The sequence below is a fragment of the Polynucleobacter sp. MG-27-Goln-C1 genome (genome assembly GCF_018881905.1).
Taxonomy (GTDB): domain Bacteria; phylum Pseudomonadota; class Gammaproteobacteria; order Burkholderiales; family Burkholderiaceae; genus Polynucleobacter.
Window position 1 is genome coordinate 24,729 of sequence record NZ_JACVPM010000002.1, and the last position, 25,001, is coordinate 49,729.

Sequence of the window (25,001 nt, forward strand, 5' to 3'; positions counted from 1 at the left end):
AGAAACAAAACAGGAGACAAAAATGAAGCTAGTTAAAGTAATTGCTCTGTCGCTCACTATGTTGTTTAGTGCAGCACAAGCACAAAATATTTCAGTAGCGACCGGCGGTACTGGTGGTGTTTATTACCCAATGGGTGGTGGACTTGCCTCAGTACTTTCTAGCAAGGTACCTGGAATGTCTGCAACCGCTGAAGTTACTGGCGGCTCGGTAGATAACCTAAACCTCATCGGTACAGGCAAGCCTTACGTTGGCTTCTCCATGGCCGATGCTGCTAAAGACGCTAAAGATGGTGAAGGTAAATTCACCAACAAGAAAATTGATTTGCGTACACTCTTAGTGCTTTACCCAAATCTCATGCACGTTGTAACAGTAGATTCCACTGGCATCAAATCAATGAAGGATCTCAAAGGTAAGCGTATTAGTACAGGCGCCCCTGGTAGCGCAACCGAAGTCATGGCATTTCGTCTATTAGAGGCTGCTGGCCTTGATAAAGACAAAGACGTCAAACGCGAGCGTTTGAGCGTAGCTGAGTCTGTCAATGCGGTAAAAGATCGCAAAATTGATGCCTTCTTCTGGGTTGGCGGCCTACCGACTGCTGCTGTTACTGATTTAGCTAATAGCCCCGGCATGAAAATCGTCATGATTGATAACGCTGCTGAAGTGGCTGCCATGAACAAAAAATATGGCAACCTGTACTTTGCTGCTGACATCCCAAAAGAAACCTATAGCGGTATGGGTAAAAACAATAAAGTTGCTGGTGTAGCCAACATCCTCGTCGTCAATGCCAATATGCCTGATGATGAAGCTTACAAAATTGTGAAGGCTGTCTTTGATAACAAGCTTGAATTGGTTCGTACTCACAAGGAATACATCAATGTAACCCTTGAGAATCAAAAACAAAACTCAACACCAATCGCATATCACCCAGGTGCAGCGAAGTATTTCAAAGAAAAGAACGTCAAGTTAAATTAATTTAACTAAATCCCATCATCAGGAGTGCTCACCAGCACTCCTGAGTCTTTTGATAGTGAAGCATTAGTAGCATAAAAAGCTGTATATAAAAAAATAGGTAGAGACATGACACAAGCTGTGATTGATAACGAAACACAAGAAAAATTAGATGCCTTCATTAAGCAAGAGGAAGGTGATTCCAATGACTACAAAGGTCTCTTGGCCAAGTTCATCACCTTGGTGGCGGTTGGCATGTCACTCTTTCATCTATATGCCGCTTACTCGATTGTTCCAACACAGCAACTGCGGGTTATCCACGTAGCCTTAGTACTGTTTTTAGTTTTCCTGAGTTTTCCAATTGCAGCCCGATTTAAGAACCGCCTCATGTGGTGGGATACCTTATTTGCCATAGGCTCAGTACTTGTCGCCTATTACATCCTCAGCGGTGGAGATGATCTGTTTGATCGCAATACTGCCCCGAATTCAACTGACGTCATGGTTGGTGTCTTTCTCATCGCCCTAATCCTAGAGAGCGTCAGAAGAACCAATGGCATGGTCTTGGTAGTAGTGACCTCGCTCTTCTTGGCGTACGCCCTTTTTGGCAACTACTTACCTGCCCCATGGACACACAAAGGCTATGATCTTGATCGCCTAGTTGGCTACATGTACATGACCCTAGAGGGTATTTACGGGACTGCAGTAGACGTATCAGCTACCCTCATTATTCTGTTCACTATTTTTGGCGCCTTCCTCCAGTTCACTGGTGCAGGCAAATTCTTTATCGACTTCTCTTTTGCCGCAATGGGTGGCAAATCTTCTGGTGTTGGTAGAACGATTGTGCTTTCCTCATTCTTATTGGGTGGTCCATCAGGTTCTGGCGTAGCTACTACCGTTACCGTTGGTTCCGTAGCAGCCCCAATGCTAGATAAAGTCGGTTACGAAAAAAATGCGGCAGGTGGTTTGCTAGCTGCCGGCGGTTTAGGTGCAATCATCTCCCCACCTGTACTCGGCGCAGCGGCATTCTTGATCGCTGACTTTTTGAAGATTTCTTACTTAGATGTGTTGCTGATGGCAACCATTCCAACCATTTTGTTTTACCTTGGCCTCTTGGTCATGGTGGAAATTGATGTACGCAAGTACGGAATGAAAAACATCCAGTTCAAAGCAGCGGAATCTGCCTGGCAGTTAACCAAAAAATATTGGTTCCACTTCTTCTCATTGGTTTCAATTGTGGTGTTCATGATGTTTGGCTTCTCGCCAGTCATGTCGGTGTTTTGGGCGACTGTCGTATCAGCACTATCTAGCATGCTGCGTCGTGATACCGCCATCATTCCTTGGGAGTGGTTCCAAGGCAAAGAGAAGATTTTCTCTGGTTTGTACAATTCGAACCTGACTAAAGCACTGGCATCTGGCTCAACTGGTGTTCTTGCGATTGCAGTGACCTGTGCTGGCGCTGGATTGATTGTTGGTACTGTTACCCTGACCGGTCTAGGCTTGAAGTTCAGCTCGATTGTGATTCAGTATGCGGGTGGCTCGCTCTTACTTACCGCCATCTTTACAGGCCTCGTGGTTTGGGTTGTCGGACTTGCCGTTCCAGTAACTGCGTCTTACATTATTTGCGCTGTGATCGCAGCGCCTGCATTGATTAATCTTGGTGTTCCAGAATTTGCAGCGCACATGTTCATTTTTTACTACGCGGTACTTTCTGAGGTATCCCCTCCGACAGCGCTTTCTCCTTTTGCGGCTGCGGCTATTTGTAAAGGTAATCCATACAAGACTACCTTGCAAACCTGGAAGTACGTTGCTCCAGCAATCTTGGTGCCATTCATGTTTGTGCTCGATAAGTCAGGCGTGAGCTTATTGCTAATGGGCTCCACCACCGCTTTAGAGCAAGCAGATTGGGCTCAGATCGCCTGGGTTTCATTTACAGCAGTAGTCGGCATCATCTGCTTAGCTGGTGGACTTCAAGGCTGGTTTATTGAAAAGACCAAAGTCTTTGAGCGCATCATTATGGTGATCGCAGGTGTGGCACTGGCCTACCCTTCAACCGAGGCTGACATCATTGGATTTGTAGGTTTTGGTTTGGTGCTGATTACTCAGTCAATCACCCATTTCAAATTAAATCCGAAGTCCAGCTAAGAGTATTTCAGCTACATCAGAACATAAAAAATCCCGCACATGAGGCGGGATTTTTTATTGCCAGGAATTTAAATCTATTACACAATCTTGGTCCACGCAGTCTTGCCGGCATACTTTTTAATCGCAGCCTCATCAAACTCAAAGCCCAATCCTGGAGTTTTATGCAGAATCAAGTCGCCATTCTTAAAAGTAAGCTGCTTATTAATCAATCTACGGAAGTTCAGGACCTGATCATCTAGGAAAAATTCTACGAAGCGGGCATTTGGCGTTGCTGCGACTAAAGGTGCATGCAGATCATGCATCCAATGCGGGCAAACAATCACACCCTTTAGATCTGCGTAAGCAGAAATACGACGCCACTCGGTAATACCGCCACACACAGCTGCATCAGACTGCAAAATAGCTGCCCCACCTGCATCGATGAGCTCCCTGAAACGCCAGCGTCCTGCCTCCATCTCACCCGTAGCAACGTTGATCTTGGTTTGGCGCGCTAGAGCCGCATGCAGATCAATGGCATCAGGTGAAAATGGCTCTTCAATCCAATAGGGGTTATAAGCCTCAAAGCGACGAATGTATTCCAGGGCAGTTGGTAGATCACGCCAGGCATTATTGGCATCCAAGGTCAGCAAAACGTCCTCACCAACGGCCTTACGAGCAGCCTTAACGCGCGCTTCTTCTTCCCTTGGGGATAGGCGCCCTACTTTCATTTTGACGGCCTTAAAGCCCTGTTTAACGTAGGACTCCATCTCTTTGCCCAACTTGGCGGGGGTTTTACCGTCTAGATAGTAGCCACCACTGGCATAAGCTGGGACGCGGTCATCTACGACTGATCCCAAATAATGGTGAAGGGGTAACTTGGCAGCACGGGCATTTAAATCCCAGAGTGCTGTATCCAAAATCGAGATACCGCGCATGACAGCACCAGCACGCCCTTGCAAAATGGACTCGTTATACATATCCATCCACAGACCTTCACTGCGATGGCTATTTTGACCAATCAGTTTTGGGGCTAGCAATTGCTCTACTGCAATCTTAGCAATATCGCCGCCAGCACTACCCACATAGCAAAAGCCAATACCCTCATTGCCATCCTTGCCGCGTACCTTGACTAAGCAATAGTGACGCTCTGAAACCGTCCGAGTAGAAAAAGAGGTAACTTTATCTAGAGGCACCGCTACTGCAGCAACTGATACCGACTCAATGATGGGCATGGGGACTCCTATATTCAAAAAATTATTGTAGCCATAATTAGGAATGTATGACGGCTCCCAAATAAGGAATAATGAGTCGCTTCAGAATTCAGAATCAGCTTCATCTACGAAGATTTGGAGACATTATGAGCAAAGTTGTTGTCATGGGAACGGGCACTATGGGGGTTGGCATTGCAGCCAGCTTTCTGGCTTATGGTGCCAAAACAATTTTGTTAGGCAGGGATCCTAATAAAGCAAAGCTCAGCCTTTCTAAGGTGGAGGCCTGTGCCGATACTATTAATCCTACATGGCGAGATAGTGGCGCCCAGTTAGTTGCCGGCAGCATTGCAGATTGGTCGGATTGGCAAAATACCGATCTTGTTATTGAAACCATCTCTGAACGTCTTGATCTCAAAAAGGCGCTATTTACAGAGCTTGATCAGCGTGTGCCGCCTAACATTCCGATTGGCAGCAACAGCTCAGGCTTTCCTATTAGCGATATTGCGCAAGGTCTAGCAACAAGCCATCGCATGTTCAATACTCATTACTTTATGCCAGCTCACATTGTTCCTTTGGTGGAGGTGGTCTTGGGTGAAAATTCTGATCCACAGATGGCTGAGCAGATTTGCAATCTGTATCGTAGCCATGGCAAAAAACCGGTCTTAGTCAAGCGAGATATTCCAGGGTTTTTAGCCAACCGAATACAGCACGCCTTAATGCGCGAGGCACTTTCTTTAGTGCAAGAAGGAATCGCCTCACCAGATGATGTTGATACTGCAGTGCGCTATAGCTTTGGCTTTCGTTATGCTGCAGTCGGCCCCATGACTCAAAAAGAAATCTCCGGCTGGGAAGGTATGACACTAGCTGCAGAGGTAATCTATCCCTCCCTCTCAAATATCCAATCACCACCCGCTTGCGTTATGGATCTGGTCAATTCTGGAAAAACAGGTATAGCTAAAGGCGCAGGGTTTAGAGAGTGGTCACCAGAGGAGGCGGCCCAAATGAAGCAAGTCTATGAGGCACGTCTGAAGGCAGCCTTTGAAGTGCTAAAAATAGCACCTGAATTGAATTAAACCAGATTTATTGCGATACAGCACACTTCAAAATGCCGCGATCTTTCACAACAATATTGGATAATTGGGGTGTGAAGAAAAATGTCTGTGCGCGGCCCCTCTTTTTAAAAGGGGCAATCAACGTAATTGGATTCGCCTTAGTTGGCCTCATTCAACTGCCAGGGGTAGAGCTCGTCTCTAGCGCCCTAGCGCAAACTACAAGCCAAACTAGCAAAGCCAGCAAGACCCCACAAGTTAAACAGAAGACCGTTATACAAAGTAGTAAGCAAGTCGGACTCAAAGTGAAGCAAGGCACACTCAATCAATACTCCAAAAGCATGAGCCTGAATCCTGAGTTATTCAAACGGATTGAAGGCGAGTACAGCAATGATGGCGGCTCGAATTTGGACTACCGCGTCCAACGTGGCTGTCTCCGACGCAGCTATAACGAAGATAACCTCCCAGCCAATTTGGGGTTAAATGATCGCAACTTCAATGATTTTTTTAAAGCCCAAACCAAAGGCTTTTTTGATCGAATGCGCGGCAACTGCATTCCATATGCGCTAGCTCTTGGAAGTCGTAACCGCTTCGAATCGCTCAGCATTATGAACGGCCCCATTCAGGACGCCAAGACAGAGATATGGACTTTTACGCCTTCAGCAGCAGGCAGCTTCTTAATTCAACAAGACTACCTTAAAGACGAGTCAAAACGTTTTACAGAAATTCAGTTGCCATTACGCGATGTTTTATATGACCCTAAAAAAGTAGGCGATAAATTGCCGGTGGAGCTGATTTGGGAATTGAACTCCGTAATTAAACAAATTTACCCAGAAGAAAACAGTGCTTTAGAAAACACCAACAGTGTTGTGCGTTTGATAGTGGACTTTGGCGATAAAGAGCGCTGGGCGCAAATTTGGGCAGCTGAAATTATTGATCCAGCATCTGGTGAAGTATTTTCTAGTGCATTTTGGGTTGAGAGAAGTGATATTCCCGGTGGCTTTTATACCGCCAGTGGCGAGTCTATCGAGCGCACCTTTTGGACCAACCCCTTAAGTTATCGACGTATATCTAGAGGTGTTGGAAGCGTAAGAGCATCGAGCAAGAAAGTTGCCCCATCCAAAAATACCAATGCAGCGGTGGCAGCGCCAAAGCAACGATATCGAACCCATATGGGGATTGATTACTCAGCACCGATTGGGACGCCAATCTTTAGCGTAGCGACCGGCAAGGTAGTGCATTTGGGCTATAGCGGCGCATTTGGCAATCTGATCATCCTTGAGCATCCTGGCAACTATCGCACCTACTATGCACACTTAAGTAATTACAACGCTGAACTAGAAGTTGGTAACGAAGTGCGTCGTGGTTTAGAGATCGGCTATGTTGGATCAACCGGACGCTCTACTGGCCCTCACCTGCACTTTGAATTAAGAAAAGATGGTATCTATGTGGATCCCTATGGTGCTAAAACTGAATTAGATTTATGGAATATGCGCGATAGTGATAGCGGCTTACTCACTAGAGAAATTCTGTTGCTAGGTACACCCCTCAAGAATTAAATAATCCTTATCAATCCAGAAATAAACAAGGGGCCCATCAGGCCCCTTTAATTTTTTCAGTCTCGTGTATTAGCCAAGAACTAATACTGGCAACTTAGCATGCACAATTACTTCATGCGTTTCGCTACCCAATAAAACACTCTTAATGCCTGTACGCTTATGTGAAGCCATCACGATCACATCTGCCTTAGCCTTCTTGGCACCTTCCAAAATACCCTCAGATAAAATACTATCTGCGATATGCAAGGTATTCACCTTAATACCAGCCCCTAATGAGACAGTTGCTTTTTTAAAGACATCCTTAGCAAACGCCTCACATACCTTCTGATGCTCCTTTTGAGAGATGCCATAACCCATCGTGCTATCGGAATAGACCATGGGCGGCATTGGGTCAGAAACATAAACTAATGTCACAGCGGCTTTATCAGCCTTAGCAAGTGCCGCAACCTTCTTTAAAGACTTTTTACTCACATCTGAACCATCAACTGGTACTAATAAGTGCTTGAACATATTGACTCCTGTTAAATTAAACCCTAATACCTTCCTTACATCATAATCCTAATTATTCATCTGTAAAAGCATAAAAGGGGCACCAAATTGCTCAAGTATCTAGCGGTCTATTTTTCATTCTTACTAACATTAGTCGTCATTGATTTAATTTGGCTCCTCGGTATCGCTAAGAATCTCTACCACGATGATATGGGCTCACTGATGGCTAGTGAACCCAAGTTGCTGGCTGGACTCGGTTTTTATCTGCTGTATGCACTTGGCGCCTCAATTTTTGTCATCCTTCCAGCAATTTCGAAGCAGTCTTGGATATATGCAGCGCAATATGGCGCCCTTTTTGGTTTCTTTTGCTACATGACTTACGACTTAACCAACCTCGCAGTCATTCGTGACTTTCCCATTCGATTGGCATTTGTCGATATCGCTTGGGGTTCTGCAGTGACAGCACTCTCCGCTACTGTTGCCTACTGGGTTGGTAGTCGCATAGCCTGAAGCTCTCTCTCCAATGAATCTCTTTCACCCGAAACTACTCGATTCTTTTAAAGGATATAACGCGGGTCTGCTCAGTAAAGATGTATTGGCGGGCATTACGGTTGGTGTAGTTGCGCTGCCATTGGCAATGGCATTTGCGATTGCTAGCGGACTCAAACCAGAGGCGGGCATCTTTACAGCAATCATTGCTGGTGGACTAATTTCGATACTAGGCGGTAGTCGCGTTCAAATTGGTGGTCCAGCCGGCGCATTCATTGTGATTATGTACGGTATTGTTGATCATTACGGAATTGCGAATTTACTCTTGGCAACTGCTATGTCGGGAGTATTTTTATTTCTGATGGGACTCTTTCGTCTTGGGACTTTAATTCGTTTTATTCCAGTCGCCGTCATTATTGGATTTACCAATGGAATTGCCGTACTAATTGGTCTGTCTCAAGTGAAAGAATTTTTTGGCCTGCAAATTACGAAGATGCCTGCTGAATTTTTTCAGGCCATTCAAACGCTCTATGCAGCTGCTGACACTGTAAATCCAGCTGCCCTCATGCTATCGATGGGGAGTCTTGCTCTACTCATTTCTTGGCGGGCATTTCAAAAGCATCTCGGTTATCTAAGCCACATTCCAGGAACAGTCATTGCAATGGCTATAGCCACCATAGTTACTGGGATATTTAATCTTCCGGTTGACACGATAGGGAGTCGCTTTGGTGGCATACCCTCAGGACTACCCAGCTTTGAATGGATCCCAATTAGTTGGGGTACCGCACAGTTTGTGATTGCCCCAGCCATTACTCTTGCTCTCCTTGGTGCCATTGAATCACTACTGTGCGCACGAATTGCTGATGGACTCATTCATGATCGCCATGAATCCAATCAAGAGCTGATGGCCCAGGGCCTTGCCAATCTAGTGACTCCATTTTTTGGTGGCATGCCAGCTACAGGAACCATTGCCAGAACAGTCACCAATATACAGAGCGGTGCAAGCACTCCGATTGCTGGGATCGTTCACTCGATTACACTGCTCGTAATTATTTTGTTTGGCGCTCCACTGGCTAAAGATATCCCCTTGGCTAGCCTAGCTGCCATCCTGATGTTTGTTGCATGGAATATGGGTGAGTGGAGAAAGTTTGCTGACCTAAAACAATTTCGCCTGCCTTATCGCATGACTATGTTGAGCGTCTTTTTTCTGACAATCATCCTGGATCTCACGGTAGCAATACAGGTAGGCCTACTTTTAGCATTTATTACTTTCATCTATCGCATCTCAAGTCTTTCGCGCTACGAATCAGCAAGTGCCGCCGACTTTCCAGAGCTGGAGCAACACCATGGACATGTTGCTGCGTTCAGAATTTACGGTGCTATCTTTTTTGGCGCAGTAAAAATTTTAGAGCGCATTGAAAATGAATTACCTTCAAAAGTGTTAGTGCTTGATCTCAAGAATGTGATCTACATCGATGTTTCCGGCATGGACGCCCTGCTTGAGCTTGAAGAGGTTTGCAATAATCGCGGTATTAAGCTGATGATTTGTGGGCTAGCACATCAACCTTATGAAATGGCGGTACGTGGAGGCCTGTTAGAGCGACTCCCTGCTGATTGCATTTACCCAGATCTACATCACGGCATAGCGGCAGCAATAAGTCAGTAAGACTAGCTGATACAAAAGCCGCCTTTCAGTAAAGCTTCCGGCAAATACCAAGCGCGATAAAGGCCAAACAATCCTGCGGATATCAAAAGGCCAGCGGCAATATATCTCACCCAAATGTATTGCCCAAACTGAGTCAACACTGCTGAAAATTTAGAGATGAGCAAGAGGTTGGGCAAAGTGCCCAAGCCAAATGCCAGCATCAGCGCCGCTCCTGTCAACACATCACCCGATAAAAAAGCGAGGGGCAAAACACTGTAGACCAAACCACAAGGAACCAGACCCCATACCATCCCGCTAAACCAACGAGATGAGCGACCAGTAAAACTTCCTAAGTATTTGGCCCAATAAGTGGCCATTCGTGCACCAAGCCACTTTCCGACCAATAAGGGGCTATTGGACCTCTGGCGCAAAAGACGCGTGCCCATCAGCAATAAAACCAAGGATGTGAAAGCAAATAAAGGGCGCTGAATCGGCACTATATTTTGCTGCCAAAGAACCACCCCAATCCAAGCCGCGGCAGCACCGAGCAATACATAAGTGGTTAATCGCCCGAAGTGCATGATCAATTGCAGGTAAAAGAGCTCAGACTTGCTTTGCAAGGGGAAATAAGTCACCCCTTGGGCAGCCCCTTGGCGCTCAATTGCTGCTGCAATACCGCCACACATTAGGGCGCAGTGCCACCCGCTGACTAGAGCACCCAAGAAGATAGCAAGCAGTAGGCTAGTAGTTAACATCTCACCCTCTAACCCTGCCAGGAAATATCAAAATTGCACATTATCCGAGTAGAATAAACTTATCCGACACCTTAATCCAATATGAATTACACCAGCTCTGATGCCCCAAGCAGCAAATGCTCAGTATGCGTACTGGGTCAGTTTTGCTTGCCAGTTGGCATCAGCCCAAGTGATATTGCCAAGATTGATACCCTCGTAAAAGAGCGAGTCCATCTGCAAAAAGGTGAAAGCCTCTACCGTCACGGCGACCCACTGTCTGCGGTTTATAGCATCCGTTTTGGCACCCTGAAGACTGAGTATGGCCTTGAGGATGGTCGCCAACAAGTCATTGGATTTCATCTGCCAGGCGAGATCTTAGGGCTTGACGGTATTGGTGAGGGTAGCTATCAATCCGAGGCAATCGCTCTTGAAGAGAGCGAAGTCTGCATTATTCGCTACGAAGCATTTGAAGATTTAGCGCGCCAAATTCCAGTACTGCAAAAACAGTTCCACCGCATTCTGAGTCGCGAACTCACGCAGGATCAACGTCACCTACTTTCGTTGGGTAGTTTGCGCGCAGAAGAGCGTTTAGCGGCATTCTTATTGAATCTCTCGCAACGTCTAGCTGCTCGTGGTTACCAAAACAATGAATTTGATTTACGCATGAGCCGCGTAGAAATTGGTAGTTACCTAGGCATTCAAATTGAAACCGTGAGCCGCATGCTTTCGCGCTTCGCAGAATCAGGACTAATTCAAATTAAACAACGTCATATCAAACTGATTGATATGGATGGACTTTATGAATTAGCCAGCATCCCCAACCCAAGTCGCACACTTCAAATGAAGCCAGTTAGCGCCTAAGTAATACTGCCTTAAATCAAGCCGCGATCCGAACTCTTGTTTCCGTCCGTATCAATACCGGGCAGGATATAGGCAGTCAAAGCGCTTGAGAATGAGCAAAAGATCCAGATAACAAAAAATCCGATAGTGTAAATACCCTCATCAGAAATGTTTGGGTGATAGCCAAAAAACAATAGCTCAGCAGGATGCACGACACTAAAGAGCAGACCTTCGGCCAAAATAGAAACCAAAAATGATGGCCACATAATCCAGATGAATAGGCGGTACTTCATTTGCGATCCTGCTCTACCTTGAGCTGCTCAACTTTAAGTCCACGCTTAACTACACCATCGCGCACAGGCTTATCAGCGTAAAGATTGACGGCCAAGTAAATAGTAATCATGCACCCGATAGCCGCCACTGCTGGGCCGCTAATAAGTAACCATGGCCAGAGCTGTTTGAACCAAGGCTTATTTGTTTTGAGTTCTGACATATTCATCCTCTCTATCTTTTGCTATACAGCTTAGCGGGGAACAATAAAACTTGATTTTTCATAGCGCGTCCTAGTAATCATCTCTTTACCAGACATCTCTTGGCCAACTACATCAAAATGAATTGGGTAATTACCAGGCTCATGCGCACCAACAGTAGTGCTCACTTTAACCGGAATCAATAGATTACTGGCTGGACCCACTGCAATCTCAGTGACAACTTGACCCTGAGAGTTTAGGATTTTTAAGTCTTCCAGACCTGTTGCCTTGAGTTGCACATTCATATTATTTTCTGAGGCATTCATGATCTGAATGCGATAGATGTTCTCAATACGCACACCGTCGACTTCACGAGCTAATGCCCCACGATCTCGCATCACATCCACGCGCAATGGATTGCGAGTAATCAAGGAAATTAGGAATGCACTTGTAAGAACTGTGATGAAGGCCATGTAAATCAAAACGCGTGGTCGCAAGATGTGGCGAATGGCACTTTGATTGGTTTCTTTGTCTTCAATGGCTCGCTCAGTCGTATACCGAATCAATCCCTTGGGATAATCCACCTTCTCCATTACTTGATCACAAGCATCAATACAGGCACCACAACCAATACACATGTATTGGAGACCATCACGAATATCAATGCCGGTTGGGCAGACTTGCACGCAAATACTGCAATCTACGCAATCCCCCAAACCCAGAGTGGCATGATCAGCAGACTTACTACGGCTACCGCGTGGCTCGCCACGAACTTTGTCGTAAGTAACCAGGAAGGTATCTTTATCCACCATGACGCTTTGGAAGCGAGCGTATGGGCACATGTATTTACATACTTGCTCACGCATGAAACCAGCATTGCCCCAGGTTGCAAAGCTATAAAAGCACAGCCAGAAAGTTTGCCATGGGCCGAGTGATAGATGGAGGATGGCTGCAGCAAGGGTTTCAATTGGAGTGAAATAGCCAATGAAAGTAAAGCCAGTCCAAAAGGCAATTAAGAGCCACAGGGCGTGCTTGGTGATTTTCAGGCGCCACTTACGGATACTCCAAGGCCACTCTTCCCCATCCAAACGAATACGTGCGAATCGGTCACCCTCAACCTTACGCTCGATCCACATAAAGATTTCGGTATAGACAGTTTGCGGGCAAGCGTAGCCACAAAATAATCGACCAGCAATTGCAGTGAATAAAAAGAGGGCTAAGGCAGAGAGAATTAAGAGGAGTGTGAGATAGATCACATCCTGTGGCCACAGCACCAGACCAAAGATATAAAACTTACGCTGAATTAAATCAAACAGAACTGCTTGACGACCATTCCAACTAACCCATGGTAGGCCATAAAACAGCAACTGAGTAGCAATCACTAGAATAATTCGCCAGCGAGCAAAGATGCCGCTTACTGAACGCGGATAAATCTTACGACGAATCTCGTAGAGAGATTCCTCGATTACATCAATAGGAATAGGCTTCCCGACCGGCGAATTATCTGACACTGATTACTTAGCCGCAGCAGTTTTGTTGTTAGATAAACCCCAAACGTATGCAGTTAAGAGATGAATCTTCTCAGGACTTAAAACTTTATCTTGAGCAGGCATCATTGCCATGCGACCTTTAGTCAGCGTCTCAATAATCGTTGCCTCTGATCCACCATACAACCAAGTTTTATCAGTCAGGTTAGGTGCGCCTATAGCAATATTGCCTTTGCCATCCGCACCGTGACAAGCTACGCAATTCGCTTTAAACACTTCTGCGCCACGAGCCGCTTTTGATTCATCTACAGGTAAACCTGAAAGGCTACGTACATAGTTAGCTACATCCACAATCTGATTGCTATCCAACTGCGGGAACGGAGGCATAACACCTGCGCGGCCATTAATTAAAGTGGTTTTGATATTTTCTGGGGAGCCACCATACAGCCAGTCGCCGTCAGTTAAATTCGGGAAGCCTTTTGCGCCGCCTGCATCTGAACCATGACACTGGGCGCAGGAATTCAAGAACAAACGCTGACCCATTTCACGTGCTTTTGGATCTGCGGCAACCTGCTCAATATCCATCTGTACGTACTTAGCGTATACCGGCTTCAACTCGTCATTTGCCTGCGTCATGGAACTCATCAAAGCGCCATCAGTGGTATAGCCCACAACACCTGGAAATGAACCTAAACCTGGGAACAAAACTAAATAGACCAATGCAAAGATACAAGAGAGCAAGAACATCCACATCCACCAACGCGGTAATGGATTGTTGAGCTCGCGCAAATCGCCATCCCAAACGTGTCCAGTATCGGCTACTGCGCCATCGGCTGTGTGAACTACCTTAGCCTTGCGCTGAGAAAACAAAAGCCAGATACACCAAACAATACCGACTAATGAAACTAGCGCAATGTAGTTGCTCCAACCGTTATTAAAAAAGTCACTCATGATTTGTCCTTACTAAATTCATCCGGAAGATCAAATGGAAGTTCAGCTGATTCTTCATTAGCCGACTTTCTACTTGGAGACCACGCCCACCAAACAATTCCAACAAAAAAGACTAGTCCTATGACTGTTGAAAAAGCGGAGAGATAAGCTATGATCTGTTCCATTTGATTTATATAGTTTTAAGTTAATAACCTTGGCGCTTACTTCGCTACAACTTCATCAACGATGATGTAGCGACGATTTACACCCAAACCTTGTAGGTAAGCAATTAATGCATCTTCTTCAGTCTTGCCTTCCAACTCCTTAGGAGCCTCAGCAATCATTTCATCGGTGTAAGGTACGCCCAAACGACGCATTGCCACCATATGAGACTGGATCGAGGAAGCATCGGCAGCATTTTTTTGCAACCAAGGATATCCAGGCATATTGGACTCAGGAACCACATCACGCGGATTGCGGAGGTGAATGCGATGCCAATCATCAGAATAGCGTGCACCAACACGAGCTAAATCAGGACCAGTACGCTTACTACCCCACAAGAATGGATGATCAAATACGGATTCACCAGCTAAAGAGTAAGGGCCGTAACGCTCTACTTCAGAACGTAATGTACGGATCTGTTGTGAATGGCAACCAACGCAACCTTCGCGCTGGTAGATGTCGCGACCGGCTAAACGCAAGGCTGTGTATGGCGCTACGCCAGGACTTGGCTCTGTTGTTGTGTGCTGAAAGAACAGCGGAACAATTTGTACCAAACCAGCAATAGAAACAACGATGATCGTAGCGATGATTAACCAACCAACGTTTTTCTCAAGCGTTCCATGGGAAAAGAATTTATTTTCGTTAGACATTTTCTTCTCCTTAGTGAGCAGTTGCAGTTGTTTGTGGAATTGGGGCATTCACAAATGTTTTACCAATCACTGTCTTGTAAACGTTGTATGCCATCAAGAACATGCCGCTCAAGTAACAGAGGCCGCCCAACAAACGAATCACATAGAAGGGGAATGTTGCTTTGACAGACTCAACGAAGCTGTAGGTCAAAGTTCCGTCTGGCTCAAATGCTCTCCACATCAGACCTTGCATCACTCCAGCAATCCACATCGCAGCGATATAAAGAACAACGCCAATGGTAGCGATCCAGAAATGCACTTCAATTAAGCGCGTGCTGTACATATCTTTTTGTCCAACTAAGCGCGGGATGAGATAGTACAAAGAGCCGATCGTAATCATGGCAACCCAACCTAGGGCGCCTGAGTGCACGTGTCCAATAGTCCAGTCGGTGTAATGAGACAAGCTATTCACAGTCTTAATAGACATCATCGAACCTTCGAACGTAGACATACCGTAGAAAGACAATGCCACTACTAAGAATTTTAAGATTGGATCAGTGCGCAATTTAAACCAAGCACCAGACAAAGTCATGATGCCGTTGATCATGCCGCCCCATGATGGAGCCAACAAAATAATCGAGAACACGGTTCCAAGAGACTGAGTCCAGTCAGGCAAGGAAGTGTGTTGCAAATGGTGAGGGCCTGCCCACATATAGGTAAAGTTCAAAGCCCAGAAGTGGACGATAGACAAACGATATGAGTAGATTGGACGTTCTGCTTGCTTAGGGATGAAGTAGTACATCATGCCCAAGAAGCTGGTAGTCAAGAAGAAGCCAACCGCATTATGGCCATACCACCACTGCACCATGGCATCTTGCACGCCCGCGTATGCGGAATAGGATTTCCACAAGCTTGCTGGCATTTCTAAGTTATTAAAAATATGCAGAATGGCAATAGTCAGGATGTATGCACCAAAGAACCAATTGGAAACATAAATGTGTTTTGTTTTGCGCTTCATGATGGTGCCAAAGAACACCACTGCATAGGCAACCCAAACCAAGGTAATCAGAATATCAATTGGCCACTCAAGCTCTGCGTATTCCTTAGAAGTTGAAATACCCAAAGGTAATGTCACTGCTGCCAACACAATGACAGCCTGCCAACCCCAGAAAGTAAATGCAGCTAGCTTGTCACAAAAGAGTCTTGCTTGGCAGGTGCGCTGCACGATGTAATAGGACGTCGCAAACAATGCCGATCCACCGAAGGCAAAAATCACCGCATTGGTGTGTAGTGGACGCAAGCGACCGTAACTTAGCCATGGAATATTAAAAGTGATATCAGGCCAAATGAGCTGCGCGGCGAGGACAACTCCCACGAGCATGCCCACAATTCCCCAAAGAACCGTAACGATGGCAAATTGGCTGACAACCTTGTAATTGAAGGTATCTTGATTGTTCCCCACGGTAAGTCCCATGGTTTCTCCTTTTTTTGTGACCAAACAGCGACATAATCCAAATAGACTGAAACCATTATCAAAGCAAGGATCAGGGGGTGTTTTGATCTATATCAAAAAGGATGCGTGCTTTTACGCTTTTTATAACTCTATTGATTTCGGTATATCGGCTAAATACTTAAAAAATATAGCTATTTTTGTGAGTATTCACTAACATTTTTAGATTTAGGGGTATCGTCATCCATCAAGATAGCCTCAGCCGGACCCTCTAAATCATCAAATTGCCCTGCCTTCACAGACCAATAGAAAATCCAGGCCAAAAGGCCAATTAATAGCAAGGAAATGGGGATCAAGAGAAAAAGGCTTTCCATTCCTCTAGTCTAGGCCTTTCTGAGGCGCCAGGCATTTAATGTGACCGCAAGAGAGGATAAGGACATGCCTATGCCTGCAACCCAGGGGTTGACCCAACCCATCATGGCTGCCGGAATCGCTAACAAGTTGTAAACCAAAGCCCAGATCAAGTTTTCTTTAATAATCCGCTGGGTCTTATCAGCCAACAATAGAGATTGGGCTAAAGGGGCCAAGGAGCTTGCGGTCAAAATTGCATCTGCGCCTGCGGTAGCAAGGGGTGCGCCGGCTCCAACAGCGATCGAGACATCCGCTCTTGCTAATAAAGGTGCATCGTTAATGCCATCGCCAATTGCCCAAACGAAGTGACCCTCTTTTTGTAAATGCTCAATGTAGTGATACTTATCCTCTGGCGAGCAGGCACCCTTAAAACTAGTGATACCAACCTGATGTGCCCACCACGCTACAGTCGCTGGGTCATCCCCGGAAACTAAATGCACTGTGATCTTGCGAGATTTTGCAGCAGCCAATAATTTTTCAAGTCCCGCTCTTGGAGTATCCAGAAATAGAAAACTAGCAATCACGCCTTTGTCATCCGATAAATGGACTTGACCATACTGCCCTTCTTGCGCAATCTGTTGAGCACCCGTCCAAGCAGCACTTCCTAAGCGATACACACCAGCACTCAGACCTTTGCTCAATTGATTAGTAACTGCTTCAGATAAAACGGCTGGGGAACAATTTTCAGCTTCAGCAGCACGCAATAAAGAAAGCGCAAGAGGATGTTTTTGGCCTGCCTCAATTGATGCGGCCAGACCGAGAACATCCGCCCTGGAAAAATCTGGGCGAGCAATCAGGACTTCTTTGAGTTCTGGTTGACCCATAGTGAGCGTACCAGTTTTATCTAGTACTAAGTCCGTAGATTTGACCAAGCCTTCGAGTACATGGCCGCGCACAATTAATAAACCTAATTTCGTTACGGCACCTTGGGCTGCAGCCATCGCCGTTGGAACAGCGAGTGACAAAGCACAAGGGCAACTTGCGACTAATACAGAAACTAAAACTGTCCAAGCTCTACTAGGGTCTACGTACCACCAAATTGCTGAAGACAGAAAAGCGGCAATCAACAAAAAGCCGACAAAATATCCAGCCCACTTTTCTGCGAGACTGACCATCAAAGGTTTGGCTTGCAATGCCTGATCAAGCAATGAGGCAATTCCGGCAATGCGAGTTGATTGCCCTACGGCATCGATTCTCATTAGCATGGGATTGAGAATATTGTGCGTACCTGCATACACTCGATCCCCAATCTTCTTATCAATCGGTTTAGATTCTCCTGTAAGTAGCGACTCATCTAAAGCGCTCTCGCACTCAATCAAAATACCGTCAGCTGGAACAACATCTCCCGGGGGAACACGAAGAACCTCACCGGGGTTGCAGTTAATTACCGGAACAATTTCTACCTGGTGAGATGCTGGATAGTTTGGCACCCACTCACAAGTCGCAGGTAGCTGTTTTGCTAGAGCCTCTGCGCCGCCCTGTGCATCTTGGCGAGCCAATAACTCTACGTAGCGAGCGCCCAAAATAAAGGCAACAAACATCGTGATCGAATCGAAATAACCTTGTCCCGAACCAGTAGCGAGATTCACGGTACCCGCACTAAATGCCAGCGCCAAAGCTAAGGCAATTGGCACATCCATGCCGAGCATATGAGTTTGGCGAAAGGAGGCAACACTACGCCATGCTGCTTGAAAAATGGGGCCGGCTGAATAGACCATGACTGGAACAGTAAGCGCCCAACTAGTCCAGCCTAATAGCAGGTCATACTCCGCAGTGATATCACTATCGCCAACATAGCTAGGCCAGGCATACATCATGACTTGCATCATGCCTAACAACGCAACCCCAAGCCTCGTGAGCAATTGACGGCGTTCTTTCTTGGACTTTTCAATAGAAAGTGAAGGCTCAAAAGGCCAAGCCTCATAGCCAATGCGTTCCACTTCAAACAACAAGCGAGCTAGGCTAGTTCGCTCTGGTGAAAATTCTGCCTTTACTTTTTGGCTTACATAGTTGATCTGCACATCCTTCACACCAGGAATGCGTCGCAAATGTTGCTCACACAACCAGACACAAGCAGCACAACGAATCTTCTCAAGCCTTAAGGTTGTCTCTAAATTCCCCTCCTCACCACTGGGTCGGGTGTAGCGACCAAGTAAAGAGGGATCATCATAGGGAGCCAGGCTATCGGGAATTTCATTTGAGGCAAGGTAAGCTGCAGGCTTATCACTTGACTGTGCGCGACGTGCATAGAAGACTTCTAATCCCTCGCCATGTATGGTTTGTGCAATCGCCATGCAACCAGCACAACAGAATTTTCTACTCATACCACCAAGCTCGAGCTCGTATGAATCACCCGGAAGAATAAAACTTCCGCAGTGATAGCAGCTATTGTTTGGCAAACTCGAACTCATGAATCATTAATTGTGACTGAGAGACTTACTAACCCAACCATTACGACGCTCATACAGAACAAATAACACGCCCCACACTACTACGGCGGCGTAGGCCCAAACCCAAGAGATTTGAGAGGCACGTGAACCCGTTAAATCAAGAACAAAACCAAAGATAGCCGGGCCTAATAATCCACCCCCAAAGCCCATTAAGGAATGGAGACCCATTGCAGCGCCTTTAATATTTTCTTGAGCGCTAACCACTAAACCAGCTGTCAAAGTAGCAGAATCAGCCATGATGAAAATGGTGTGCCCTACTGCTAAAGCAACAATCAACCACCAAGATTGTCCAGTTGAAGAAGCCAACGCCACTCCACATGCTGCGCTAGATAGCATGACAAAGAAGATCCACTTTTGGCGCCCTATTCTTAAGGCAATCTCGTTTCCAATGATGGATGCTGGAACGCCAAAAAAATTAATCACGCCAGCAAGGGTGGTGGCAGTCAATAGAAAAGGGTTGCCCGTCACAATCGCACAGAAACCAAAAAAAGCTACTATCCAACTGCGAGAAGCAAATAATTCTATCGAGTGCACGGTGTAACCAAAAATAAAACCTGAAGCTGTTTTATCTTGTAAGACTAAGCGCCATTTATCGACTGGAAAAATATCATGCAATCGAATACGAATTGGACCACGCCATTTTTCATGAGTGAGCGCAGGAATAAATAGAAGCACAATCAACAAAGCGGTGAATGGACCCAAGGCAATAATTCCGAAAACATAGCGCCAACCTAAGCTATCCAAGATCCAGCCTGAGCAGAGGTAAGAGAAGCCGGTACCAATACCAAAAAAAGCTGTGTAGAAAGCAATGTGGCGACTCAACTCACCCGTCTTAATACGATCCGATAGAATTTTTAAGCCGGGCATATAAGTGCCAGCTAAACCAGCGCCATTTAAAGCCATAAAAATCAAAGCAGTCCAGAAGTTATAGGCAAAAAGACCCATACCTAGCAAGCCACAAGTCGCTGAAAGACCACCGATGAGATAGACTTTTTTTGCATCAACTCGATCTGTGAGCGCCGTTGCTAATGGGACCATCAGCATATAACCAAAGAAGAAAGCGCTGGCAATTAAGCCTGATTGCAAGTTGCTGAGATGCCACTCTTCCTGCAAAGTTGTCAGAACTACAGCGTAACAAGCAAAACCTAGTAGCGCACAAGTTTGCGCCATGAGCATAAAAGGTGTGTAGCCGGTAGGTTTAAAACGCATAAGGATTTACTGCTGACTTCGATTGGGTGAATCCTGGAAACCATTTGAGCGGAAGGTCAGCACCAAAGTATCCCTAAACCCGTGAGGCCCTAGAGGCTGAATAGGGGTAGATTCATGAATCATTCTTTCATCATTCATGAGCAATAAAGACCAAGGCTCAGTCAGCGTAAACCGCAAACCAGCAGAACCACTTGTATCAAAAATACGAGTTTCCCCGCCTTTAATACCAACTCGATTGAGCAAAAATACAGCCACAAAATCTACGCCATCGCGATGGGCTCCCTCAGGAGTTGGTCGCCCAATCCCATCAGTTGTATCAATCCGAAATTGGTGCGCTTCAACAAACCAGGTATTGACTTGCTTAACACCATTTAATACGTGAGCCAAACCAAGCAAAAGAGATCCCCATGCAGGATTGCTTGTGAGTTGAGCCTGTGAGGGCTCAAACCAGCGCTCTATACCGCCATGTAATGCGTTGTAGTTCACAGACTGCCAATGGGCCCGATGAGGAACCATAGTCAAAGCATCACCTTTGATCTCAAAACTAGAATGGCGGCGAAAACGATAACGTCCACCATCCCTGAGGTAAGGATCACGCGGCAATTCTTCCCAAAACTGGGTGAGATCTTGTAATTGATCAAGGTCGACATGCGCTATTTGCGCAACATCCCTCGCAGAGACAATCGCAAAACCATCGCCCCGTAGAGAATCAGCTAACTCTTTAAGTGGCGTGAGTGGCGGCGAGAGGCTGGAGAGAGTCATGAGCTTATTTTAGGCGCTGATCATTAAATCATCTCAGAATGAAAATTTAAGCGCCCGCGTACTTCACCGACATGCCCTTTTAAGTCATATAGCTCTTTGGCATCAAGCATGGAGACTTTGATGTTACCCACCCTTCGCTCAATATCCGCCAAATCCCTATAGTTCTTTTCTTTTAACTCTGGAATAGCAGCATTTCTTTCGATGATCTTCAGCTCCTCATACACCCTAGATAACTTAAGTCGTAAAAAGAAATTCTTAGCCGCAGGGATGTAGGTAAATAAGGGGATAAAAATCACAAGCAATGGAATCACAATTTTGGCAAAGCGTCCAATCCAAACCGCAGTCCAGAAAGGAAGGTGGCGGTGCAAGAAAGATGGGCCATCTTTTAAGTAAATTTCAGCATCTACATGCAAAGGAAAATCAAGACCAGTACCAGAGGGAAACTCTCCCGGCTTTTGCAGATAAGAATAGGTTTTTAAAATATCGTATGTATCACCAAGCAATAAAGTCACTAAAGCAGGACTCAAATCATCTTTTCCTACCAAGGTTGCCGTAGCAGCTAAGACCTGGATGTCTTGACGCGGCAGATCGTACGCAATACTGACAACCCCGCGTGGTACGGTGACTTTAGACAAGAAAGGAAATAAATGGACATATGCATCTGCCTGCTCAAAACTCATCAGGCGAATGCCGGGGGTTTCATAAAACTTTTTAAGAATAGGTGCCTCAGCTGCGCTAACAATAAAGACAGCATCTAGCTCACCTTTTTTAAATTTCTCTAAGGCATCAAGAGGCTTCAACTTTTCAGCATGAAAATCACCTGCACCCAATCCACTTGCTTCAAGCAGCTGAGAAGCCAAAGTCAATGTGCCACTACCGTCATTCCCTATAGAAACGCGCTTACCCTTCAACTGACCTAATAAGCTTAGCTTTCCAGCTTCATTTTTAAAGCTAGACTCTCTGTACCAAACCCACACTGGCTCATAAAATACGCCAGCAATCGAGACTAAATTAGGGTATTTAGATAGATCTGCCACACCACCTTGGACCATCGCAAAATCAACGCCAGAGTTCTCATCAGCCAATAAAGCTAAGTTGTCACCCGTTCCACCAGTAGTACGCAACTTCATGGATACGCCCTGCTGCGCAAGTTCACCCTGTAGTCTTTCTCCGAATTTCTGATAAAGGCCAGTAGAAAAACCGGTTGCCAACTCAATTGACCGAGGTGGCGGTGGCACCATAACCCACAGCGTGGAAAAAAGGATGGCGACCAGAATCAAAAAGGCAATGCCAACAGCCAGGGGGTTATAGATATTTTTGCGTATGAAGTCCATAAGAATTCTTCTCGTTTTTGCCATTATGCCCCGAGCCCAGGGATCGAGAGTAGATTGAATTCATTCCAATTGTTTCGGGATAAGATGGGGGTTTTCAAAGAACTATTAGGATCACAATGAACTCAAGCCCCAATAAGGTAGCCCTGGTAACAGGAGCTGGCACGGGTATCGGCAAGGCTGCGGCAAAAGCACTTTTGCAGGGTGGATTTCGCGTTGTGCTGACCGGTAGAAATCTTGAAAAACTCAATCAAGCCATCCAAGACATTGGTGGAAGCAATCAAAGCTGCTTGGCAGTAGCTTGTGACGTGGGCAAGCCAGAGCAAGTAAAGCACTTATTTTCGGCCATCCAAAAACAATTTGGCCGTATTGATGTGCTTTTTAATAATGCCGGCATAGGAGCTCCAGCAATACCGATGGAGGAGCTAAGTTACGAGCAGTGGATGAATGTTGTTAATACCAATCTCTCCGGCGCCTTCCTGTGCTCACAAGAAGCTATTCGCATGATGAAAGCACAATCACCTCAAGGCGGCCGAATTATCAACAACGGCTCTATTTCAGCGCATGCGCCCCGCCCCATGTCAGCACCGTATACAACCACCAAGCATGCGATTACTGGACTAACCAAATCTATTGCTTTAGATGGGCGCCCATTCAACATTGCCTGCGGTCAAATTGATATTGGCAATGCCGGTACTGAAATGACTATCCCTATGGCAGCCGGAATTTTGCAAGCCGATGGCTCAAAAAAAGTTGAGCCACTCATGGATGTAGATCACGTTGGGCAAGCCGTCCTACACATGGCTCAACTGCCCCTAGAGAGCAATATTCTATCGATGACCATCATGGCAACGAATATGCCATTTGTTGGTAGAGGCTAATTAAGGTCTGACTTGATTGATCATGAGGCGAGCATCGGTCGTGCCCACCTTGATTGTTTGGGGCGCAGATATCAAGTCACCCGATTCTGGCATAGCCATACCTGTTTTAGAGATGCGTACCTCAACCAAAACCTCAGGCAATTGAGAGATTAAGGCGTTAGGACTCATCGCCAAAGCATCATTCAGAACAAAACTCATCGGGAAAGTAGTCGCAGCCGTCTTGAGAACTGCAACGGGCATGCGCTCTCCTGGCTTACGGGCAATCACCATCAAAGTATCACCCGCTTTAACTTTAGATTGCAGCTCGGAAGATATGCCAACCTGTCCGCTCACACCTTGATTACTGATCACCGGAGCGCTAGCAGGTGGAAGCCCACCCTTGTTACGAGCTTCGGCAATTGAAGCAGTAATTGCGCGAGTCTCATCTGTATCGGGAGGTAGCTGTTTTGCTAATTTCTCCCAAGACTGTACCGCTGCCTTATAGTTTTGAGCATTAAAGGCTGCTGTGCCAGAAAGCCACAGTGCCAGTAAATTATTCGGATCTAGAGCTAATGCTTTATTAATCAATTGTTGAGGCTTGCCTGCAAAATTGCCATCTGCATTTGCCGCCAATACATCAGCATAGTCTGCCAATAATTGCGGGTCAGAATCGACAAAAGATCCAGCACGCTCGTAGGCTTTTGCGGCCTCAGCATTGCGGCCCAAAATTCGATAGGAGCGCGCCAGCATGGCCCAGCCCTTCAAATTGTCCGGCTCTTTTTCCATCTTCGCAGCAAACTCTGTAACCATCTTTTCAACTGACTCTTGGGTCATTGGCTTCTCAGCATTCTTTTCGGCAATGCGAGAAGCATCGCCAAGGTAGAAATAAAAGCCTGCTGAAAGCAACACTACAAAAAGACAGATTCCAAGAATGGTTTTCTTTGGAGAGCCCAGTACAGCGAGATCATCCGCCTCATCCGTATCCTGAAAAAGTCGCTGACGCATTTCTGCATGAGACTGCTCATAACTATCCGCATCAACAGTGCCGGCTGTACGATCAGCCTCAAGCTTATCGAGCTCTTCCCTGTAAATGGCAGCATTCATCTGACGGCGTGATGTTGCAGATTCTTTTGCCGGAAAAAATAATGGACGCAGTAAGAGAACCAGAACCAAGATCAGCAAAAGGAGAGCGGGTATTAAAAAACTAGTCATGTGCATTTTCTGTTGAGCTGGATTTTGCATCCCGAAGTAGCGCATCAATGCGACGATTATCCTCAGCGGATAGCGTAGCACTCGGCATACTTTGATTTCTGCGGCGTAGATAAACCATTAAACCGATAATGCCTGCGAGCAAAATAACAAAGGGGCCTATCCACAGGAGCCAAGTAATCGGCTTGACGGGTGGGCGATACAAAACAAAGTCGCCATAACGCTCCACCATAAAATTCCGAATTTGCTCATCGGTTTTACCCTCAGCAATTAGGACGCGAATTTCTCGGCGCAAATCGTTCGCCAAATCCGAGCGTGAGCCTGCAAGAGATTCATTCTGACAAACCAGGCAACGCATCTCTTCTGAGATAGCAATAAGACGCTGCTCGGTAATTGGGTCATCGGCAAGCGGAGCGGCATCTTTAGCAAAAGTAGCATTCGTTGCGCAAGCAAGCACAATCGTTGACACAATAAGCAAGAGAAACTTTTTCAAAA

Annotated in this window: 25 protein-coding genes; 8 read left to right on the forward strand and 17 right to left on the reverse strand. The window is 46.1% G+C overall.

Annotation, left to right across the window (positions count from 1 at the left end; genetic code table 11):
- The first annotated feature begins 22 nt into the window (after positions 1–22).
- Together ICN14_RS04175 and ICN14_RS04180 are read left to right on the forward strand one after the other, a co-directional pair.
- Positions 23–973 carry a TAXI family TRAP transporter solute-binding subunit gene (locus ICN14_RS04175; protein ID WP_216225104.1) on the forward strand — a complete coding sequence of 317 codons (951 nt, stop codon included), beginning with the start codon at positions 23–25 and terminating at the stop codon, positions 971–973.
- 105 nt (positions 974–1,078) lie between these two features.
- The gene (locus ICN14_RS04180; protein ID WP_216225106.1) at positions 1,079–3,091 is read left to right on the forward strand and encodes a TRAP transporter permease; all 2,013 of its coding nucleotides are present in this window, start codon (positions 1,079–1,081) and stop codon (positions 3,089–3,091) included.
- A 77-nt stretch (positions 3,092–3,168) separates the two neighbouring features.
- Here the strand turns inward: ICN14_RS04180 and ICN14_RS04185 are convergent, their stop codons facing one another.
- Positions 3,169–4,302: a mandelate racemase/muconate lactonizing enzyme family protein gene (locus ICN14_RS04185; RefSeq protein WP_216225107.1), complete on the reverse strand. Its 1,134-nt coding sequence runs from the start codon at positions 4,300–4,302 to the stop codon at positions 3,169–3,171.
- Positions 4,303–4,427: 125 nt separating this feature from the next.
- Between ICN14_RS04185 and ICN14_RS04190 the strand changes: the two genes are divergently transcribed.
- Entirely contained in the window at positions 4,428–5,354 is a 927-nt protein-coding gene (locus tag ICN14_RS04190) for a 3-hydroxyacyl-CoA dehydrogenase NAD-binding domain-containing protein (protein WP_216225109.1), read from the forward strand.
- Positions 5,355–5,386: 32 nt separating this feature from the next.
- The gene (locus tag ICN14_RS04195) at positions 5,387–6,889 is read left to right on the forward strand and encodes a M23 family metallopeptidase (protein ID WP_216225110.1); all 1,503 of its coding nucleotides are present in this window, start codon (positions 5,387–5,389) and stop codon (positions 6,887–6,889) included.
- A 69-nt stretch (positions 6,890–6,958) separates the two neighbouring features.
- On the opposite strand, the gene ICN14_RS04200 is transcribed toward ICN14_RS04195, so the two are convergent.
- Positions 6,959–7,399 carry a universal stress protein gene (locus tag ICN14_RS04200; RefSeq protein ID WP_216225111.1) on the reverse strand — a complete coding sequence of 147 codons (441 nt, stop codon included), beginning with the start codon at positions 7,397–7,399 and terminating at the stop codon, positions 6,959–6,961.
- 87 nt (positions 7,400–7,486) lie between these two features.
- Between ICN14_RS04200 and ICN14_RS04205 the strand changes: the two genes are divergently transcribed.
- Both ICN14_RS04205 and ICN14_RS04210 read left to right on the forward strand, forming a co-directional pair.
- Positions 7,487–7,888 carry a DUF2177 family protein gene (locus ICN14_RS04205; protein WP_216225112.1) on the forward strand — a complete coding sequence of 134 codons (402 nt, stop codon included), beginning with the start codon at positions 7,487–7,489 and terminating at the stop codon, positions 7,886–7,888.
- A 13-nt stretch (positions 7,889–7,901) separates the two neighbouring features.
- The gene (locus ICN14_RS04210) at positions 7,902–9,533 is read left to right on the forward strand and encodes a SulP family inorganic anion transporter (protein WP_216225113.1); all 1,632 of its coding nucleotides are present in this window, start codon (positions 7,902–7,904) and stop codon (positions 9,531–9,533) included.
- Between the two features lie 2 nt (positions 9,534–9,535).
- Here ICN14_RS04210 and ICN14_RS04215 read toward each other — a convergent pair whose 3' ends face one another.
- Positions 9,536–10,267, reverse strand: a complete 732-nt coding sequence (locus ICN14_RS04215; RefSeq protein ID WP_216225114.1) for a sulfite exporter TauE/SafE family protein — start codon at positions 10,265–10,267, stop codon at positions 9,536–9,538.
- 81 nt (positions 10,268–10,348) lie between these two features.
- Between ICN14_RS04215 and ICN14_RS04220 the strand changes: the two genes are divergently transcribed.
- Entirely contained in the window at positions 10,349–11,107 is a 759-nt protein-coding gene (locus ICN14_RS04220) for a helix-turn-helix domain-containing protein (protein ID WP_216225115.1), read from the forward strand.
- Between the two features lie 11 nt (positions 11,108–11,118).
- Here ICN14_RS04220 and ICN14_RS04225 read toward each other — a convergent pair whose 3' ends face one another.
- The 12 genes from ICN14_RS04225 to ICN14_RS04280 form a co-directional block, all read right to left on the reverse strand.
- Positions 11,119–11,379 (reverse strand): hypothetical protein, encoded by a 261-nt coding sequence (locus ICN14_RS04225; protein ID WP_216225116.1) that lies wholly within the window; start codon positions 11,377–11,379, stop codon positions 11,119–11,121.
- Positions 11,376–11,579 carry a FixH family protein gene (locus tag ICN14_RS04230; protein WP_216225118.1) on the reverse strand — a complete coding sequence of 68 codons (204 nt, stop codon included), beginning with the start codon at positions 11,577–11,579 and terminating at the stop codon, positions 11,376–11,378. The genes ICN14_RS04225 and ICN14_RS04230 overlap by 4 nt, the downstream gene beginning before the upstream one ends.
- A gap of 30 nt (positions 11,580–11,609) precedes the next feature.
- Positions 11,610–13,067 (reverse strand): cytochrome c oxidase accessory protein CcoG, encoded by a 1,458-nt coding sequence (ccoG, locus tag ICN14_RS04235; protein ID WP_216225120.1) that lies wholly within the window; start codon positions 13,065–13,067, stop codon positions 11,610–11,612.
- Between the two features lie 3 nt (positions 13,068–13,070).
- Positions 13,071–13,994 carry a cytochrome-c oxidase, cbb3-type subunit III gene (gene ccoP, locus ICN14_RS04240; RefSeq protein ID WP_216225122.1) on the reverse strand — a complete coding sequence of 308 codons (924 nt, stop codon included), beginning with the start codon at positions 13,992–13,994 and terminating at the stop codon, positions 13,071–13,073.
- Entirely contained in the window at positions 13,991–14,158 is a 168-nt protein-coding gene (locus ICN14_RS04245; protein ID WP_216863227.1) for a cbb3-type cytochrome c oxidase subunit 3, read from the reverse strand. The genes ccoP and ICN14_RS04245 overlap by 4 nt, the downstream gene beginning before the upstream one ends.
- Positions 14,159–14,194: 36 nt before the next feature.
- Positions 14,195–14,845 (reverse strand): cytochrome-c oxidase, cbb3-type subunit II, encoded by a 651-nt coding sequence (gene ccoO, locus ICN14_RS04250; protein WP_216225124.1) that lies wholly within the window; start codon positions 14,843–14,845, stop codon positions 14,195–14,197.
- Positions 14,846–14,855: 10 nt separating this feature from the next.
- Entirely contained in the window at positions 14,856–16,298 is a 1,443-nt protein-coding gene (gene ccoN, locus ICN14_RS04255; protein ID WP_216225125.1) for a cytochrome-c oxidase, cbb3-type subunit I, read from the reverse strand.
- Between the two features lie 170 nt (positions 16,299–16,468).
- Positions 16,469–16,648, reverse strand: a complete 180-nt coding sequence (ccoS, locus tag ICN14_RS04260) for a cbb3-type cytochrome oxidase assembly protein CcoS (RefSeq protein WP_216180029.1) — start codon at positions 16,646–16,648, stop codon at positions 16,469–16,471.
- Positions 16,649–16,657: 9 nt separating this feature from the next.
- Positions 16,658–19,096: a heavy metal translocating P-type ATPase gene (locus ICN14_RS04265; RefSeq protein WP_216225126.1), complete on the reverse strand. Its 2,439-nt coding sequence runs from the start codon at positions 19,094–19,096 to the stop codon at positions 16,658–16,660.
- Positions 19,097–19,102: 6 nt separating this feature from the next.
- Complete coding sequence (locus tag ICN14_RS04270; protein ID WP_216225127.1) at positions 19,103–20,344, reverse strand: MFS transporter; 1,242 nt, start codon at positions 20,342–20,344, stop codon at positions 19,103–19,105.
- A 6-nt stretch (positions 20,345–20,350) separates the two neighbouring features.
- A complete protein-coding gene (locus ICN14_RS04275) occupies positions 20,351–21,106 on the reverse strand; it encodes a 2OG-Fe dioxygenase family protein (protein ID WP_216225128.1) in 756 nt (251 codons plus the stop codon).
- A 23-nt stretch (positions 21,107–21,129) separates the two neighbouring features.
- Positions 21,130–22,440: a TAXI family TRAP transporter solute-binding subunit gene (locus tag ICN14_RS04280; protein ID WP_216225129.1), complete on the reverse strand. Its 1,311-nt coding sequence runs from the start codon at positions 22,438–22,440 to the stop codon at positions 21,130–21,132.
- A 116-nt stretch (positions 22,441–22,556) separates the two neighbouring features.
- Between ICN14_RS04280 and ICN14_RS04285 the strand changes: the two genes are divergently transcribed.
- Positions 22,557–23,318 (forward strand): SDR family oxidoreductase, encoded by a 762-nt coding sequence (locus ICN14_RS04285; RefSeq protein WP_216225130.1) that lies wholly within the window; start codon positions 22,557–22,559, stop codon positions 23,316–23,318.
- On the opposite strand, the gene ccmI is transcribed toward ICN14_RS04285, so the two are convergent.
- Positions 23,319–24,509: a c-type cytochrome biogenesis protein CcmI gene (ccmI, locus tag ICN14_RS04290; protein WP_216225132.1), complete on the reverse strand. Its 1,191-nt coding sequence runs from the start codon at positions 24,507–24,509 to the stop codon at positions 23,319–23,321.
- Positions 24,502–24,999: a cytochrome c-type biogenesis protein gene (locus tag ICN14_RS04295; protein ID WP_216863228.1), complete on the reverse strand. Its 498-nt coding sequence runs from the start codon at positions 24,997–24,999 to the stop codon at positions 24,502–24,504. The genes ccmI and ICN14_RS04295 overlap by 8 nt, the downstream gene beginning before the upstream one ends.
- Positions 25,000–25,001: the final 2 nt, after the last annotated feature.

Bases quoted from the DNA above. Each gene is read 5' to 3' on its own strand.
- ICN14_RS04230 (WP_216225118.1), bottom strand. From the start codon at position 11,579: ATGTCAGAACTCAAAACAAATAAGCCTTGGTTCAAACAGCTCTGGCCA.
- ICN14_RS04190 (WP_216225109.1), top strand. From the start codon at position 4,428: ATGAGCAAAGTTGTTGTCATGGGAACGGGCACTATGGGGGTTGGCATT.
- ICN14_RS04280 (WP_216225129.1), bottom strand. From the start codon at position 22,440: ATGGACTTCATACGCAAAAATATCTATAACCCCCTGGCTGTTGGCATT.
- ICN14_RS04265 (WP_216225126.1), bottom strand. From the start codon at position 19,096: ATGAGTTCGAGTTTGCCAAACAATAGCTGCTATCACTGCGGAAGTTTT.
- ccoP (WP_216225122.1), bottom strand. From the start codon at position 13,994: ATGAGTGACTTTTTTAATAACGGTTGGAGCAACTACATTGCGCTAGTT.
- ccoO (WP_216225124.1), bottom strand. From the start codon at position 14,845: ATGTCTAACGAAAATAAATTCTTTTCCCATGGAACGCTTGAGAAAAAC.
- ccoN (WP_216225125.1), bottom strand. From the start codon at position 16,298: ATGGGACTTACCGTGGGGAACAATCAAGATACCTTCAATTACAAGGTT.
- ICN14_RS04185 (WP_216225107.1), bottom strand. From the start codon at position 4,302: ATGCCCATCATTGAGTCGGTATCAGTTGCTGCAGTAGCGGTGCCTCTA.
- ICN14_RS04180 (WP_216225106.1), top strand. From the start codon at position 1,079: ATGACACAAGCTGTGATTGATAACGAAACACAAGAAAAATTAGATGCC.
- ICN14_RS04275 (WP_216225128.1), bottom strand. From the start codon at position 21,106: ATGACTCTCTCCAGCCTCTCGCCGCCACTCACGCCACTTAAAGAGTTA.
- ICN14_RS04245 (WP_216863227.1), bottom strand. From the start codon at position 14,158: ATGGAACAGATCATAGCTTATCTCTCCGCTTTTTCAACAGTCATAGGA.
- ccoS (WP_216180029.1), bottom strand. From the start codon at position 16,648: ATGGAAAGCCTTTTTCTCTTGATCCCCATTTCCTTGCTATTAATTGGC.
- ICN14_RS04175 (WP_216225104.1), top strand. From the start codon at position 23: ATGAAGCTAGTTAAAGTAATTGCTCTGTCGCTCACTATGTTGTTTAGT.
- ICN14_RS04210 (WP_216225113.1), top strand. From the start codon at position 7,902: ATGAATCTCTTTCACCCGAAACTACTCGATTCTTTTAAAGGATATAAC.
- ICN14_RS04220 (WP_216225115.1), top strand. From the start codon at position 10,349: ATGAATTACACCAGCTCTGATGCCCCAAGCAGCAAATGCTCAGTATGC.
- ICN14_RS04270 (WP_216225127.1), bottom strand. From the start codon at position 20,344: ATGCGTTTTAAACCTACCGGCTACACACCTTTTATGCTCATGGCGCAA.
- ICN14_RS04285 (WP_216225130.1), top strand. From the start codon at position 22,557: ATGAACTCAAGCCCCAATAAGGTAGCCCTGGTAACAGGAGCTGGCACG.
- ICN14_RS04195 (WP_216225110.1), top strand. From the start codon at position 5,387: ATGCCGCGATCTTTCACAACAATATTGGATAATTGGGGTGTGAAGAAA.
- ICN14_RS04225 (WP_216225116.1), bottom strand. From the start codon at position 11,379: ATGAAGTACCGCCTATTCATCTGGATTATGTGGCCATCATTTTTGGTT.
- ccmI (WP_216225132.1), bottom strand. From the start codon at position 24,509: ATGACTAGTTTTTTAATACCCGCTCTCCTTTTGCTGATCTTGGTTCTG.
- ICN14_RS04200 (WP_216225111.1), bottom strand. From the start codon at position 7,399: ATGTTCAAGCACTTATTAGTACCAGTTGATGGTTCAGATGTGAGTAAA.
- ICN14_RS04215 (WP_216225114.1), bottom strand. From the start codon at position 10,267: ATGTTAACTACTAGCCTACTGCTTGCTATCTTCTTGGGTGCTCTAGTC.